Origin of the sequence: uncultured Agrobacterium sp., assembly GCF_913777885.1 — a bacterium.
Classification (GTDB): domain Bacteria; phylum Pseudomonadota; class Alphaproteobacteria; order Rhizobiales; family Rhizobiaceae; genus Agrobacterium.
Map to the genome: position 1 here is coordinate 38,452 of NZ_CAJYTV010000005.1, position 15,212 is coordinate 53,663.

General features: G+C 58.0%; 12 protein-coding genes. 4 read left to right on the top strand and 8 right to left on the bottom strand.

Features of this window, described 5'->3' with window-relative positions; translation table 11 throughout:
- Positions 1 to 73: 73 nt before the first annotated feature.
- Together QZ869_RS04415 and QZ869_RS04420 are read left to right on the top strand one after the other, a co-directional pair.
- Positions 74 to 931: a S49 family peptidase gene (locus QZ869_RS04415; RefSeq protein ID WP_296102702.1), complete on the top strand. Its 858-nt coding sequence runs from the start codon at positions 74 to 76 to the stop codon at positions 929 to 931.
- A 14-nt stretch (positions 932 to 945) separates the two neighbouring features.
- Positions 946 to 1,140 carry an NfeD family protein gene (locus tag QZ869_RS04420; protein ID WP_062425942.1) on the top strand — a complete coding sequence of 65 codons (195 nt, stop codon included), beginning with the start codon at positions 946 to 948 and terminating at the stop codon, positions 1,138 to 1,140.
- Positions 1,141 to 1,235: 95 nt separating this feature from the next.
- Here QZ869_RS04420 and QZ869_RS04425 read toward each other — a convergent pair whose 3' ends face one another.
- The 5 genes from QZ869_RS04425 to QZ869_RS04445 form a co-directional block, all read right to left on the bottom strand.
- On the bottom strand, positions 1,236 to 3,101 hold the full coding sequence (locus QZ869_RS04425; RefSeq protein WP_296102704.1) for a DUF2207 domain-containing protein: 1,866 nt from the start codon (positions 3,099 to 3,101) through the stop codon (positions 1,236 to 1,238).
- A gap of 204 nt (positions 3,102 to 3,305) precedes the next feature.
- Positions 3,306 to 5,225 carry a DUF2207 domain-containing protein gene (locus QZ869_RS04430; protein ID WP_296102706.1) on the bottom strand — a complete coding sequence of 640 codons (1,920 nt, stop codon included), beginning with the start codon at positions 5,223 to 5,225 and terminating at the stop codon, positions 3,306 to 3,308.
- 58 nt (positions 5,226 to 5,283) lie between these two features.
- Complete coding sequence (locus QZ869_RS04435) at positions 5,284 to 6,549, bottom strand: 3-phosphoshikimate 1-carboxyvinyltransferase (RefSeq protein ID WP_296102708.1); 1,266 nt, start codon at positions 6,547 to 6,549, stop codon at positions 5,284 to 5,286.
- Positions 6,550 to 6,589: 40 nt separating this feature from the next.
- Positions 6,590 to 7,141, bottom strand: a complete 552-nt coding sequence (locus tag QZ869_RS04440; RefSeq protein ID WP_296102710.1) for a LemA family protein — start codon at positions 7,139 to 7,141, stop codon at positions 6,590 to 6,592.
- A gap of 126 nt (positions 7,142 to 7,267) precedes the next feature.
- The gene (locus QZ869_RS04445; RefSeq protein WP_296102712.1) at positions 7,268 to 8,230 is read right to left on the bottom strand and encodes a glycine--tRNA ligase subunit alpha; all 963 of its coding nucleotides are present in this window, start codon (positions 8,228 to 8,230) and stop codon (positions 7,268 to 7,270) included.
- Positions 8,231 to 8,450: 220 nt separating this feature from the next.
- Between QZ869_RS04445 and glyS the strand changes: the two genes are divergently transcribed.
- Both glyS and QZ869_RS04455 read left to right on the top strand, forming a co-directional pair.
- Positions 8,451 to 10,604 (top strand): glycine--tRNA ligase subunit beta, encoded by a 2,154-nt coding sequence (glyS, locus tag QZ869_RS04450; RefSeq protein WP_296102714.1) that lies wholly within the window; start codon positions 8,451 to 8,453, stop codon positions 10,602 to 10,604.
- 15 nt (positions 10,605 to 10,619) lie between these two features.
- Positions 10,620 to 11,105, top strand: a complete 486-nt coding sequence (locus QZ869_RS04455; protein WP_296102717.1) for a DUF523 domain-containing protein — start codon at positions 10,620 to 10,622, stop codon at positions 11,103 to 11,105.
- 54 nt (positions 11,106 to 11,159) lie between these two features.
- Here the strand turns inward: QZ869_RS04455 and QZ869_RS04460 are convergent, their stop codons facing one another.
- From QZ869_RS04460 to purD, 3 genes are all read right to left on the bottom strand, one after another.
- Positions 11,160 to 12,989: a methyl-accepting chemotaxis protein gene (locus QZ869_RS04460; protein ID WP_296102719.1), complete on the bottom strand. Its 1,830-nt coding sequence runs from the start codon at positions 12,987 to 12,989 to the stop codon at positions 11,160 to 11,162.
- A 235-nt stretch (positions 12,990 to 13,224) separates the two neighbouring features.
- On the bottom strand, positions 13,225 to 13,686 hold the full coding sequence (locus QZ869_RS04465) for a plant virulence effector HPE1-like domain-containing protein (RefSeq protein WP_296102721.1): 462 nt from the start codon (positions 13,684 to 13,686) through the stop codon (positions 13,225 to 13,227).
- 113 nt (positions 13,687 to 13,799) lie between these two features.
- Positions 13,800 to 15,071 (bottom strand): phosphoribosylamine--glycine ligase, encoded by a 1,272-nt coding sequence (purD, locus tag QZ869_RS04470; protein WP_296102724.1) that lies wholly within the window; start codon positions 15,069 to 15,071, stop codon positions 13,800 to 13,802.
- Positions 15,072 to 15,212: the final 141 nt, after the last annotated feature.

A 15,212-nucleotide genomic window follows, 5' to 3' on the forward strand; every position in this document is an offset into this window, starting at 1 on the left:
TTCCGTGACCACCATTGCGTTTATCCCGACGATACATACATCCCTCTTCACGATGAACGACCAAGAGGATGAGATGGCCGGGTTTTTGAAGCGCATTGTGCCGAAGCGGTTTCGCAAGCAGGAATTGGTCGTGCCAGTGGTGCGCATGCACGGCGCGATCATGGCGGGTGGCAGCCAGCTTCGCCCGGCTCTCAACCTTGCAGGCTATGCGCCGCTGCTCGACAAAGCCTTCGGCATGAAGGATGCGCCGGTTGTCGCTATCTCGCTGAATTCTCCCGGCGGCTCGCCGGTCCAGTCGCGGATGATCTACAACCGAATTCGCCAGCTGGCCGAAGAGAAGGACAAAAAAGTTCTGATTTTCGTCGAGGATGTCGCAGCCTCCGGCGGTTACATGATCGCGCTCGCCGGTGACGAGATCATCGCCGATCCCACATCTATTGTCGGTTCCATCGGTGTCGTCTCTGGAGGCTTCGGTTTTCCGGAGATGCTGCGCAAGATCGGCGTGGAACGCCGCGTCTATACGTCCGGCAAGAACAAGGCGATCCTCGATCCCTTCCAGCCGGAGAAGGAAGGCGACATCGAGTATCTGAAGTCGCTTCAGTCCGAAATCCACAATGTCTTCATCGACATGGTCAAGCTTCGCCGTGGCGCGAAATTGAAGGACGATCCGGCTATGTTCTCGGGCCTGTTCTGGACGGGCATGCGTGGCGTCGATCTCGGCCTCGTCGATGGCCTTGGCGACATGAAAGATGTACTGCGCCGACGCTATGGCGAGAAGGTCAAACTACAGTTGATCAGCGGTGCAAGAAACCTGTTCGGCAAGAAAGTGCCAGGCGTCGACCTTTCCGCCCAGGCGATTGCCGCTTCCGCGGCTTCGGGACTTGCGGAGGTCGCGCAAGAAAAGGCATTGTGGGCTCGATACGGATTGTGATGGACGCGATTTAAATGGCCCAATTGATAACGCTCGCCCTGCTTGTGATCGGGGCGATCATCCTCTATCGCCGCTTTGTGACGGATGCCGAGAAACTCTCTGCCAAATCGAAGCGGCAGGAGAAAGAGCGACAAACGGGCGCAACCGGCACGCTCGTCAAGGATCCGACGACGGGCGAATATCGCGTCAAGAGAGAAGACGAGGTTTAAGCGTGGCGCGGTTCGCTGGCCGTGATGATCGCTATGCGTGCTCATCGTCCGAAGTACTCCGCGACGGACCGACAAGCGTGAGGGCGCAACGGCGGCTACCAGCCGCCACCACCACCGCCGCCGCCGCCAGAGCCGGAAAAGCCGCCTCCTGAGAAACTCGATGATGACGACTGTGGAATCGTCGCCGAAATGGTTGACGCCACGGAGGACGAGAACGCACCGATCCAGTCGCTAGGGCCTTTCACGAGACCGTAGTACCAGCCCGGCACATAGTTTTCAGAATCCTCTGTCGCTTTTGAAAACCACCTCTCGAATGCCTCGGTCCAAGGTTCCTCGACATTGAGCGCCACCGCATAAGGCAGCAGCGTTTCGAAATGCTGCGGTGACATTGTCGGCGCCCCTTGCATGTTCATCCGGTCTTTTTCCGCGACACGCAGATAGAGACGTAGACCTTCAATCTCATCCATGACTTTGCGCCCGAGCGGTGTCGGTGCGTCCATAAGAGAGAAGAAGAGTATGTTGATCAGGGTGATGAGTCCGGCGGCCCCAAGGCCAATCGAGTTTGGATCGTGAGTGATCTCGAACCACACGGCGCCGATGATGTACCCGCCAAATGCGACGATCCCGTATGCCAGCAGCGATAACAGCGCAATCCCGCCGAGCTTGTCCTTGAGCGATGCCTTAGGGTGCAGGAGGTCCCCGATCCAAATCGTTAATAGCGCGATCATTACTGGCACACATACGTAAGCGACGAGCATGAACTCCCACATGTTGTCTTTGTGTTGAGAGAAATACACCGTTCCAATTACAAAGGCGGCGCTGACAAGGAAGCCTACCGCGCTGTAGATGATGTTACTCTTGAAGTACCTGCCTTTATGTTCCTTTTCGACAGCAGCGAAAAAACGCTTTCCCATTTTCTCAACGGCCCTGCCGGTATCCTCATTAATGGTGAAGCTATGACTGGGTGGCCCGATGGTCGTGAGCAGTGTTTTTTGTCCGACAGGCAGGCTGTCGTCCATTTGCTTGGGCGTGCGGTGCATAATGATGGCGTCGTCCAGATTCTCGATCTCGACATAGCCTTTGACGGCAAGATCGAGCGCGCTGGCGGAAACGGCCGTCCATCCATCTTCTTCAAAACCCTGATGGTCGATATAGTTCATCAGCCCGGGTGAAACACCCTCAGGCGGGTCCCAGCGCGGTACGATGATGCCCGCGGCAGGATCGCGGCCAACCGCGTGCCACGCCTTGAAGTAGTAGGCCAGCACGACCAGTAGACCGACGCATCCTATGATCATCGAGTTATGATCTCGTATCCACCATTTAAGTTGCAGCACAGTCGAGGGCCGATCTAGCACACCTTTCGGCAGCTTCACCGCCACTGTCATACCTTCGCCCTTGCTGAAGGGGCGGGTCGATAGGAACGATGTCCTGTCGCCTTCGATCACGACGCGTGCGTCCTTGCCTACTGCGCCAGGTGGGCCGGTGAAAACTATGGTTTCGCTCGGGCGTGCTCCGTTCGGCAGGAAGATGGTGGCAGAGATATCTCTCATAGGAAATTCCCAGCCATTGCCTGTCACGTTCCAGGTCAATTCGTCATAAGTCTCGAAGTGGCGGATCTGTCTGTCTGTCGTATAGGTGATCTGAAAGACATGATCGCCCTTCGTCAGCACATGATCGGCGTCACCAACATAAATGCGAATACCGCCATCAATCCATTTCGTATCCCAGTATTCCACCGCACCGTCACGCTTCACCGAAACGATATTGAAGCCGACTTTGGTGAGCTTGCCGTCAGCATCCAAAGTGTAGAGCGGAAAATCCCGATAGATACCATGCTTGATGCGATCCCCTTCCGCCCGAGCCTTGATGGTTTCGGTCACGGTCAGCTCGCCATTTTTGGCGATGGTGATCGTGGAATCGTAGGAGAGGATGAATTCTTCGGCGGAGGCTGGCAGCACCATGGCGAGAAAGAAACACAGCGCAAGAAATCTGGCAAAAGTGGTCGTCACGTAAAGTTGTCTCCAGATGTCCGGCTGTCGTCAAGTCGTATAGAAAAGGTGGATGGCGCCAGGCTTTCTCAGCAGCGGGAGCGTTTGATGCCCCTCGGGATGGTGCTGACATGACGTCCGCAGTGGGACAACGCAGGAAGTCGAGGCCTTGGCGTCTTACCAGCCGCCGCCACCGCCGCCGCCGCCGCCAGAGCCGGAAGACCCACCGCCGCCTGAGAAGCTGGATGACGAGGAACTGACCGGTGCGGGAAGTGTAGAGGCGATCGTGGAGGCCATGGAAGAAGAAAACCCGCCGATCCGGTCGCCGAAGCTGCTGTAGTTTCCGCTAAACCAGGTCGGCGCGTAGGCGGCACCGGCAGACGCTGCAGCGAGCCAGGTTTCGAAAGCTTTGCTCCAGGGCTTCTCCACACCAAGCGCCACTGCGTATGGTAACAGCGCCTCGAAATGCTGCGGCGACATTTGAGGTGCGCCCTGCATGTTCATCCGATCTTTCTCTGCAACGGTAAGATAGAGACGCAGACCTTCGATCGCGTCCATTAATTGGCGGCCGAGCGGTGTCGGGGCTCCCATCACCAAGACGAAGAGAACATTCAAGAGCACGATGAGCGCCAGCGCAACCACGGCCAGCGTATTGGCGTCGTGGACGTGATCGAACAAGATGCGGCCAACGAAGCCGGCGATCAGCGAAAATGCCAGGAAGCCGGAGATGGCCATAAAGACGATGCCGCCCACGCGCGAAAGAATGCCCCGTCCGCGCCGGCGCTGCTTGCCATAGATGGTGGCGCTCACCGCAAAGAATACCGCTGCCATGGAGAGCGAAATGATGGTACCGATATCACCCTCATCGAAACTCCCGAAGATGAGGGTCGCCATCACGATGCCGAAGCTGAGAACCAGTCCGCCGACAATGTAGCCGCTATTGCTTCTGTAATATTTCCCGCGATGCTCTTTTTCGATGGACGAGCGAAAATCCGATCCGACTTTCTGAACGGTCTCGCCATTGGCCTTGTCGATGGTAAGGCTATTACCAGGCGCACCGATGGAAGAAAGCAGTGTCCGCTGACCGACAGGCAAACTGTCCTCGATCTTTTTCTCCGTGCGGCGAACGATCAGCCCGTTCTTCAAATCTTCGATTGTGACGAAGCCTTTGACCGCAAGATCGAGCGCTGTGGCAGACAGCGCTGTCCAGCCGCCGTCTGCGAAGCCGCGGCCATCAACGTAATTGACGAGTGCTGGTGACAGTCCTTCGGGCGGATGCCAGCGCGGCACGATCACGCCCGCTGCCGGGTCGCGACCAACGGCCGCCCATGCTCTATAGTAATAGGCAAGAACGATCAGCAGGCCGATACCGGCGATGATAAGGGCGAGGCGATCGCGCAGCCACCATTCCCGCTGCTGCGAGGCGGAGGGTGCATCCAGCACACCCTTCGGCAGCTTCACGGCCACCGTCATGCCTTCGCCCTGATAGAAGGGGCGGGTGGAGGCGAAAAACACATCGTTGCCTTCGGTCAGGATACGCGCGTCCTTGCCCGTTGCACCCAACTTGCCGGTGAAGACCGCCGTATCGCTGGGTCTCGCGCCCTCCGGCAAAGAGATTGTCGCGGAGATTTCACGCATCGGAAACTGCCAGCCATTGCCGGTGACGTTCCAGGTTAGTTCGTCGTAGCTATCAAAATAGCGGATCTGCCGATCGGTTGTGTAGGTGATCTGGAAGATGTGCTCGCCGGTGGGGAGAATGCGGTCGGCATTTCCGGTGAAGATGCGAATGCCGCCGTCGATATTCTCCGTGTGCCAGTCTTCCGGCGCACCGTCGCGCTCCACCGAGACAACCTTGAAGCCGACCTTCGTCCGATTGCCGTCCTTGTCGAGCGCATAAAGCGGGAAGTCGCGAAAAATGCCGCGCTTGATGCGGTCACCTTCAGCCCGTGCCGTGATGGCTTCCGTCACCGTCAGTGTCCCGTCTTTGGCAACATCGACGATGGAATGATAGGAGCTGATGAACTCTTCGGCGCAGGCAGGCAGTACCCATGCGAGCATGAGGCAAAGCCCGAGAAGTCTGGCGAACATGGTCTTCACGTGCGATCTCTCCAGATGGTGTGTGCTTCTCGAGCCGATCCGTTGCGCCAAGCGCGTTTTAAACCGGCTTTTCCACTTCCCGATAGGTGACGCCAAGTGACGCCAGCGCCTTCCAATATCCCGGATAGGTCTTGCCCACGCAGGCGGGATTCTGAATGGCAATGCCGCCCGTCTTCAAGCCTGCCAGTGCAAAGCTCATGGCGATGCGATGGTCGTGAAACGTGTCGATAGACGCGTGAACTGACTGTCCAGCGAGCGCCGGATCGGCATGAACAATCAAGTCGTCGCCCTCTTCATGCGCAAGGCCGTCTCTGATCTGATTAAGACCAAGAGAGAGCGCCCGAATGCGATCGCATTCCTTGACGCGCAGATTGGCAATGCCGACGAAGCGCACCGGCGTGTTGTTATAGGCGGCTAGCACGGCAATGGTGGGAATGGCGTCCTGCATCTGGCTGCCGTCGATTTCGCCGGGCAGGTTGGGGAATTGCGCCATTACCGCATGCGCCTTGGCATCCGGCTGGGTGAAAGCTTCGGCCGGCGTTCCGATATCGATCTCGCCGCCGGTCAGCAACTCCGCCCCCCAGAGATAGGTCGCTGCAGATGCGTCGGGCTCGATGTGAAAATCCGTCGCTTTGTAGCCGGTCGAGTGTACGCGCCATATGGCATTGCTGACGCGCTCAACCTTGGCGCCGAAGGCTTCCATGGCCGCAACCGTCAAATCGATATAGCCCTTGGCGCCGATATCTTCTCCGGCCAGAATGATGTCGAGCGGCTGCGCGCCGCAAGGGGCAGCCATCAGAAGCGCCGAGACATATTGGCTTGAAAGATTGCCGTCGATCGTAACGCTGTCCCTGGTGAAGCCTCGGCCATTACCCTTGACCGTGACAGGCGGGCAGCCGGTCTCTGCTTCCGCTTCGATCCCCAAGGCTGTCAGTGCGTCCACCAGCGGCTTGATCGGACGCTTTCGCATATGCTCGTCGCCATCCACGGTGACAGTGCCATCGACCGATGCGACCGCAGCCGTCAAGAAGCGCGTCGCCGTGCCGGCATTGCCAAGGAACAGTGGCTTGTCCGGTGCGGTGAGAATACCCTGGCTCTCGACGACGAAGCTCGTCGCATCCGGCTCCGTGACCGTGACGCCCATCGCCCGCAAAGCTTCCGCCATATAAAGCGTGTCGTCGCTTTTCAGCGCACCTGTCAGTCGGCTCTTACCCTTGGCCAGGCCCGCCAGAAGCAGTACCCGGTTGGTGATGGACTTGGAGCCGGGCGGCTCCACTTTGCCGGAAAGAGGTTTGCCGGGCGGGGTAATGGTCAGTTCGATCATGTCTTTATCGTCTTCTTGCCAGCAGACTGGCTTTCACGTCTCAGAATTTTACCGTTGGGACGGCGCGATCCGCCTCATTGGTGATTTCGAAGTAAGGCGCTTTCGAGAAGCCGAACTGCCCGGCGATCAGATTGGAAGGAAAGCTTTCCACCTTCACATTCAGCTCTCGCGCAGCACCATTGTAATAACGTCGTGACATCTGGATTTCGCTTTCCAGCGTTTCGAGCGAGCGCTGCAATTCCACGAAATTCTGATTGGCCTTAAGGTCGGGATAGGCTTCCGCCAAAGCAAAGAGCTTGCCGAGAGCCTGGCCGAGCATGTCTTCCGCCCTGGCGCGTCCCTCGACATCACCGGCAGGCACAGCCTGCGCCTGGTTGCGAAGGGAGACGACCTCCTCGAAAGTGCTTTTCTCGTGGGCTGCGTAGCCCTTTACCGTTTCAATGAGGTTGGGAACCAGGTCGGCGCGGCGCTTCAACTGCACGTCGATGCCGGACCACGCCTCTTCCTTCATCTGCCGCGCTTTGACGAGGCCGTTATAGGTGAAGACGACATAGAGCGCGACAAGCGCAACGATGGCCAATGCGGTGAACATGCAAGCTTCCCCCTCACGAAATCCGGCGAGCCGCACCCATCAGACGCGCCCCCCTTCACCACCTGACTGTTGTGCGCAAGAACAAGAAGACCTGGATCGATCTTCGTCACGTCGCGCTTAAAGGCGTCAGGCCGCCTTGTTCCAGTTCAAACCACCGGCATCCGTCATCAGGAAGGCTTCACCGCAGGCCTTTGCCAAGGTGCGTACCCTCAGAATATAGCTCTGACGCTCTGTCACCGAGATTACGCCGCGCGCATCCAAAAGGTTGAAGACGTGCGATGCCTTGATACACTGATCATAGGCGGGAAACACACATTTATGCAGCATCTGGTTGGCGTTGTCGCCGGGTGCACCGGCAGCCAGAAGCGCCTGGCACTCCTTCTCGGCATCGATGAAATGGCGATGCAGCATGGCGGTGTCGGCATATTCGAAATTGTGGCGGGAATATTCCTGCTCAGCCTGTAGGAAGACGTCGCCGTAGGAAATCCTTTCCTCGCCGTCGCGGCCATTGAAGTTCAGGTCGTAGACATTGTCGACGCCCTGGACGTACATGGCGAGGCGCTCGAGGCCATAGGTTAACTCACCCGCAACCGGCGAGCATTCAATGCCGCAGACCTGCTGGAAGTAAGTGAACTGCGACACTTCCATGCCGTCGCACCAGCATTCCCAGCCAAGACCCCAGGCCCCCAGTGTCGGGCTTTCCCAGTCGTCCTCGACGAAGCGCACGTCATGCAGCAGCGGATCGAGACCGATCGCCTTCAGCGAGCCGAGGTAAAGCTCCTGGAGGTTGGAAGGGTTCGGCTTCAGAATGACCTGATACTGATAGTAATGCTGCAAGCGGTTGGGGTTCTCGCCATAGCGTCCATCAGACGGACGGCGGGATGGCTGCACATAAGCCGCTTTCCATGGCTTCGGACCAAGCGCACGCAATGTCGTTGCCGGATGAAACGTACCCGCACCCACTTCCATATCATATGGCTGCAACACGGCGCAGCCCTTGTCCGCCCAGTAATTATGCAGCGTCAGGATCAGCGCCTGAAAGGAACGCTTGGGGTTCATATGGTCTGGAACGTCGGTCATTGCGGTCATCTTGGGTCAAGAGAGGATAAGTAAGGACTTACTTCGATTGCGGACAGGTGCCATGGCAAGGGTTGCGGGTCAAGAACTTCCGTCACGCTGTAGCGGGAGAGCAGAGTACCGTCTCGCGACGCTCGTTCCGATATTTACATTGTGCATCTGTCGCAAATTTTGCTAGCAGAGGCCAACCGAAAAATCCGAACCCAAATATCTCTGACACCGGAAAACCAATATGCCCGATCTTCTGCTTGAACTCCGCTCCGAGGAAATCCCTGCCCGTATGCAGCGGAAAGCGGCTGGCGATCTGAAGAAGCTCGTCACCGATGCGCTGGTGGAAGCGGGCCTGACCTATGAGGGTGCACGCGAATACTGGACGCCGCGCCGCCTGACGCTGGATATCCGTGGTCTGACCGCACGCTCTGCCGATGTGCGCGAGGAGAAGAAGGGACCGCGCACCGATGCCAATGAAAAGGCCATCGAAGGCTTTCTGCGCGGCGCGGGCCTGAGCGATATTTCTGAGGCGCAGGTCGTCTCCGATCCGAAGAAGGGCGACTTCTATGTCGCGATCATCAACAAGCCGGGTCGCGCCGCCGAAGAGATCATCGCCGATGTGATGCCGGGTATTATCCGCACCTTCCCCTGGCCGAAATCCATGCGCTCCGGTGCTGCGTCCATGCCGAAGGGTTCGCGCTATGCCGGGATCGAAGGCAAGGGCTCGGAAAGCCTTCGCTGGGTGCGCCCATTGCAATCCATCGTCTGCCTGTTCGGACCCGAACATGATGAGACGCAGGTCATTGCGTTCGAGATCGATGGCATCGTTGCTGGTAATGTCACCTATGGCCATCGCTTCCACGCGCCAGACGCCATCACCGTGCGCCGCTTTGATGATTATGTCGCGAGCCTTGAAAAGGCGAAGGTCATTCTCGATGCGGAACGCCGCAAGGATATCATCCTGCATGATGCAAAAGACCTAGCTTTCGCCAATGGTCTCGACCTCGTGGAAGACGAAGGCCTGCTGGAAGAGGTCTCCGGCCTGGTCGAATGGCCGCAGGTATTGATCGGCACCTTCGAAGAAGACTATCTGCAGATTCCGGCCGAGATCATCCGTCTGACGATCAAGACCAACCAGAAATGCTTCGTCACCCGTCCGCAAGGCGCGGAGGAAGGTCTGTCGAACCGCTTCATCCTGGTGTCCAACATCCAGGCGAGCGATGGCGGCAAGGAAATCGTTCACGGCAACGGCAAGGTCGTGCGTGCACGCCTGTCGGACGCCAAGCACTTCTGGACGCGCGACCAGGGCGATCTGCCGGACTTCGAAACCTTGACGGACTCCGCGAAGAAATTCGACCTCGATCTCAGCAAGCCACTCGACCAGCGCATGGCAAAGCTCGACGCGCTGAACGTCACCTTCCACGCCAAGATTGGCACGCAGGGCGAGCGCGTCACGCGTATCCGCGAACTGGCAAAGCAACTCGCGCCCGTCATCGGCGCCGATGCCGCCCTTGTCGACCGCGCCGTGGTTTTGGCGAAGGCCGATCTGCGCACGGAAGCCGTCGGCGAATTCCCGGAACTGCAGGGTCTGATGGGACGCAAATATGCGCTCCTGCAGGGCGAAAACGAAAGCGTCGCTGCGGCAATCGAGGATCATTACAAGCCGCAAGGCCCGTCCGATCGCGTGCCGTCCGACAAGGTGGCCATCACCGTGGCGCTTGCTGACAAGCTGGATACACTTGCTGGCTTCTGGGCGATCGATGAAAAGCCAACAGGTTCGAAGGACCCGTTTGCACTGCGTCGCGCCGCACTCGGCGTCGTGCGCATTCTGCTGGAGCGCAGCGTTCGATTGCCGCTGTTGACGGTCATCAAAGACGCCGATCTTCTCTCCTTCTTCCATGATCGTCTGAAGGTCTATCTGCGCGATCTTGGCGCCCGCTACGATCTGATCGAAGCGGTGCTGACGCCGGACTCCGATGACCTGCTGATGGTCGCCCGCCGTGTGGAGGCGCTGACCGCCTTCATCACCGGTGAGGATGGCAAGAACCTGCTGGCCGGCACCAAGCGCGCGACGCAACTTCTGGCCGCCGAAGAAAAGAAGGGCACCGTCGTTGCCGATGGCGTAGCGGACGAACTCCTCAAGCTCGACGCCGAGAAGGCGCTTCATGCTGCAATTAAGACCGCCTCCGCCAATGCGGCCAAGGCTGTCGCGGCGGAAGATTTCCGCTCTGCCATGCAAGCGCTTTCCACACTGCGCGCACCGGTCGATACCTTCTTCAACGATGTTCTTGTCAATGATGAAGACGCCGCCATCCGCGCCAACCGTCTGGCGTTGCTCAAAGCCATCCGTGAAGCCACCGGCACGGTAGCAGATTTCTCCAAGATCACGGGATAAGAAGGTTCTGCGCTGATGACGTCCAACATCCTCATCAGCGCCTGTCTTCTCGGCCACGCCGTCCGATATGACGGCAAGGGCAAGCCGCTCCATCATCCCGCCATCGAGCGATGGCGAGATGAGGGCCGTCTCGTGACGATCTGTCCGGAGATGGCAGGCGGCATGCCTGTTCCACGCCCTCCTGCGGAAATCGAAAACGGCGCGTCCGGTGTGGATGTGCTGGAGGGCAGGGCGCGCGTGCTGGAGATCACCGGTGCAGATGTAACAGACGCGTTTATTGCTGGGGCAAACAGAACTCTCGCCTTTGCCAAACAGCACGGCTGCGCCTATGCGCTGCTGATCGATGGAAGCCCGTCCTGCGGCTCGATCGCCATCTATGACGGGACGTTTTCAGGCGTCAAACATGCGGGGCATGGCGTGACAGCGGCCCTGCTGTCACGAGCGGGGATCAAGGTATTCTCGCATACGGATATCGACCGTCTCGACACCATCACCCAATAAAAAACGCCGGAGAAATCTCTCCAGCGTCTTTCAAATCAACCGTGCTTATCGCGATCAGCTTGCCATGCGCATCTGGTGCGCCATGCCGTGTAACGAGCCGGACTGGTGCTGTGATACGCGGAAAGTACGGATCAGCGTCAGCAACTCCTCGGTATCATGCGCCAGTGCCTCGGCGGACGCCGTCGTCTCTTCGGCCATGGCGGCGTTGTGCTGCGTTGCAGCGTCCAGCTGGTTGAGCGAAGAGGAGATGGAGCGTAGCGTCGTATCCTGTTCGGCAGCAGAGTGCGCAATCTTGCTGACGATGTCGCTCGCCGACTTGATCTGATCGGAGATACGCTTCAACGCGTTGCCAGCTTCGCCGACAAGATGAACACCGTTCTGAACTTGATCGGATGAACGAGCGATCTGGGTTTTGATCTCCTTGGCGGCAGCGGCGGATTTTTGCGCAAGTTCACGTACTTCCTGAGCGACAACCGCAAAGCCCTTACCGGCTTCGCCTGCCCGCGCTGCTTCAACGCCCGCATTGAGGGCGAGTAGATTGGTCTGAAACGCGATATCGTCGATGACGCCGATAATCTTGGAGATCTCGCCTGCGGACTGCTCGATGCCGCTCATAGCGCCGATGGCTTGCTCCACGATCGTGTCGCTGCGGTTTGCATCACTGCTGATGGACATCACCCGCGTGGCCGCTTCAGTGGCGCCATCGGCGGTCTGGCGAACCGCGACGGTCAATTCGTCCAGCGCTGCGGATGTTTCCTCAAGATTGGCGGCCTGGCGCTCGGTGCGCTGCGACAGTTCATTTGAAGCTTTGCGAATTTCTTCTTTTGAACCGCCGATGTCGATGCTCTTGGCATTGACCTTTGCCATTGCCGCATCGAGATGCGAGATCGCCTCGTTGAAGTTCGTACGCAGGTCGGCATAGCGTGAACCCAGATCGCCGCAGCGCACCGTGAGGTCACCCGCTGCAAGCTTTTCCAGAGCTTCACCGATAGTCGACACAACCCTAGCCTGAAGCGCTGCTTCATCCCTCTGCATGTCAATATTGGTCTGGCGTTCGGCATCCAGTTGCAGTTGTTGTTCTTCCTGGTGCCTTTGCATGGCCTGGCGTTCACGCACCTTCTGCTGCAGCGCCTCAATCGCTTTTGCCATCATGCCCACCTCGTTTCGCATTTCGGTGTGGGGAATAGGCATTGAGACATTCTCGTTTGCCACCTCGCCCAAAGCCTGATGGATCTTTGTAAGCGGGCCCGTAATGCCCTTGATGACGTAGAAGGCAAGCGCGATGCCGAGACAGAAGACGATAAGACCGACGGAAACGGCGCCGACCACCGTGGCTCGAACCTGTGCCTGAAGGTCATCCACATAAACGCCCGTGACCACAACGACCTGCCATGGCTCGAACGCCATTGCGTAGGAGCTCTTGAGGAAGCCGTCGCCCTCCTGGCCGGGCTTCGGCCCGTAAAAGCTGGTTTCCCCACCGCCCGCGCGAGCCAGACGCACCAACTCGTCACGATAGTTGAAGCCCTGGGAATCCGGCTTGCCTTTGAAGCTTTGGCCTACACGCTTGGGATCTGGATGAAAAAGCATTTTGACATCATAGTCATAGCCGAACATGTATCCGTCCGGTACGTATTTCATCGATGAGACGATCGTGTAAGCCTGACGTTGTGCATCCTCGCGGCTCAGCGATCCAGCTTTTTCCTTGTCGTAAAAGGACTGAAGGATTGCAATCGAAGACTGAACCTGTGTCCTCAACATGTTGTAACGCTCTTCGTAAATCGCGTTCACTGAGGATTTGATCTGGAAATAGGTCGCAAGTGTAAAAGCCGCCATCAGTGCAATGACAAGCAAGATCAGTTGCCGTGAAATTGGAATATTCTTCATCGTCGCTCTCAATAAAGGGCGTTCCGTATCATCTGCCCTGAGACTAAATGTTCGTCATAGGGAAGCAGGCGATCCAATTTCGCGGCTTCTTACATGAAGGAAATCTCACAAACAGCTTTAGAATTGATGAATGTTTAAATATACGCGCCGGATAAACGGGTTTTCCGGCGTTCAGACGTCGACTGTATCTTCTGGCCACAAGGCGGGCCACGACCACAAGGTCACCATGGCGAAATCAATGCGAGGGACGTATCGACATCAAAGTGATGTTATCCAGTCCATCGGCACCTGCCAAAACAGGCTGGCGATTCTGGGTGAGCGAGGTATTCCCCTCGAGCGCGGTCTGGTCGTCTGCTACGGGAGGTGTGTACTCGGCAACAACCGGTTGGGAATGGGCTTGGGGAAGCCATACAGGATTGCTGCTGACGAAGGTGACTGGCGAGCCGCCGAGCCACGCTTCGGTCCGAACTGTCTCCTTGCGGCCAGCGACATCACGCGTCGAGATGCTTTGCGTTCCGCGCTTCAGAACAGCCTTCGTCACAACCCTGCCCGTCGACGGGATGGAAGAGCATGTGTCACAGGTGATTATCACCACGCTTCGATTCGAAATCCTGGCGCCATGTAGAACCTCGATCGAGGATGCCATCGCCGTGCCGCCGATGAACACCATGCCCGCCGTCAAAACAATTCTAAACATGTGCACCCCCGTAGCCCGCGGTCTAATCGCCGCTTTAAACAACGGCGATCCTATGGATTCTTCCTTTCCATTCGGTCACGATGTTTGGTAAAAATTGAACGAAAGGCCTGTTTCTAATTATTCTCACGCGCTACAGCCTGCCAGCCGATATCGCGGCGGCAGAAGCCGTTTTCCCATTTGACCGCATCGGCCAACTCGTAGGCGCGGATCTGGGCTTCGCTGACCGTGCTGCCCAAAGCCGTGACGTTGAGCACGCGCCCGCCGGTGGCTACGAGTTGTCCGTCGTTGAGGGCAGTACCGGCGTGGAAGACCTTCGCGCTCGTGCTTTCGTTCGGAATGAGGGCGATCGGTGTGTTCTTGTCGTAAGGCCCAGGATAGCCTTTCGATGCCAGAACCACAGTAAGCGCTGGTTCGTCGCGCCATTCGGCGCTGACTTGATCCAACGTGCCGGTGGCAGTGGCATGGAGGATCGGCAACAGATCGCTCTTCAGCCGCATCATCAGCACCTGACATTCCGGGTCGCCGAAGCGCACATTGTATTCGATGAGTTCAGGGCCCTTCTTGGTGATCATCAAGCCTGCGAAGAAGACGCCGGAGAAGGGGTTGCCGTCCTTTGCCATGCCCTTGATCGTCGGATCGATGATGTCGCGCATGGTGCGCTCAACCATCTCTTCGGTCATGACCGGGGCAGGGGAGTAGGCGCCCATGCCACCGGTATTCGGCCCAGTATCGCCATCGCCAACGCGCTTGTGGTCCTGGGCGGTGGCAAGTGCAAGCGCGGTCTTTCCGTCGGAAAGACAAAAGAAGCTTGCTTCCTCGCCATCCAGAAAGGCTTCGACTACCACTTCAGCACCGGCTGCGCCGAAGGCGCCGTCGAAGCAATCGTCAACTGCGGCGAGCGCTTCCGCTTCCGTCATAGCGACCGTCACACCCTTTCCTGCGGCCAGCCCATCGGCCTTGATGACGATCGGCGCACCTTGCTCGCGGATATAGGCCTTTGCGGGCGCGGAGGATTTGAAACGCTGATAGGCCCCGGTTGGGATGTTGTAGCGGGCACAAAGATCCTTGGTGAAGCCCTTGGAGCCTTCCAATTGGGCAGCGCCCTTTGAGGGGCCGAAGGTGGCGAAGCCTGCCGCGCGAAGATCGTCGGCAAGGCCTGCGACGAGAGGTGCTTCTGGGCCGACGACCACGAAGTCAATGGACTGTTCACGGCAGAACGCCACCACGGCATCATGGTCTTCGACACTGAGCGACACAATTTCAGCATGTTCGGCAATACCAGGATTGCCGGGGGCGGCGTAAAGCTTGGTCAGCTTGGGTGATTGAGCGATTTTCCAGGCCAGTGCATGCTCGCGTCCACCGGAACCGATCAACAGAACTTTCATGCTTGACACCCCTGTTTCCAATTTCCTGCGGCGTTAAGGGCAGGGGGCCCAAAGGTCAAGGCAAAAGGCGCCCCTTATGCGCTGCTTTTCTGTGGAGCCGTCTTGTGTCCATGTTGTCACGCCACAATCTGCCTCTATGGT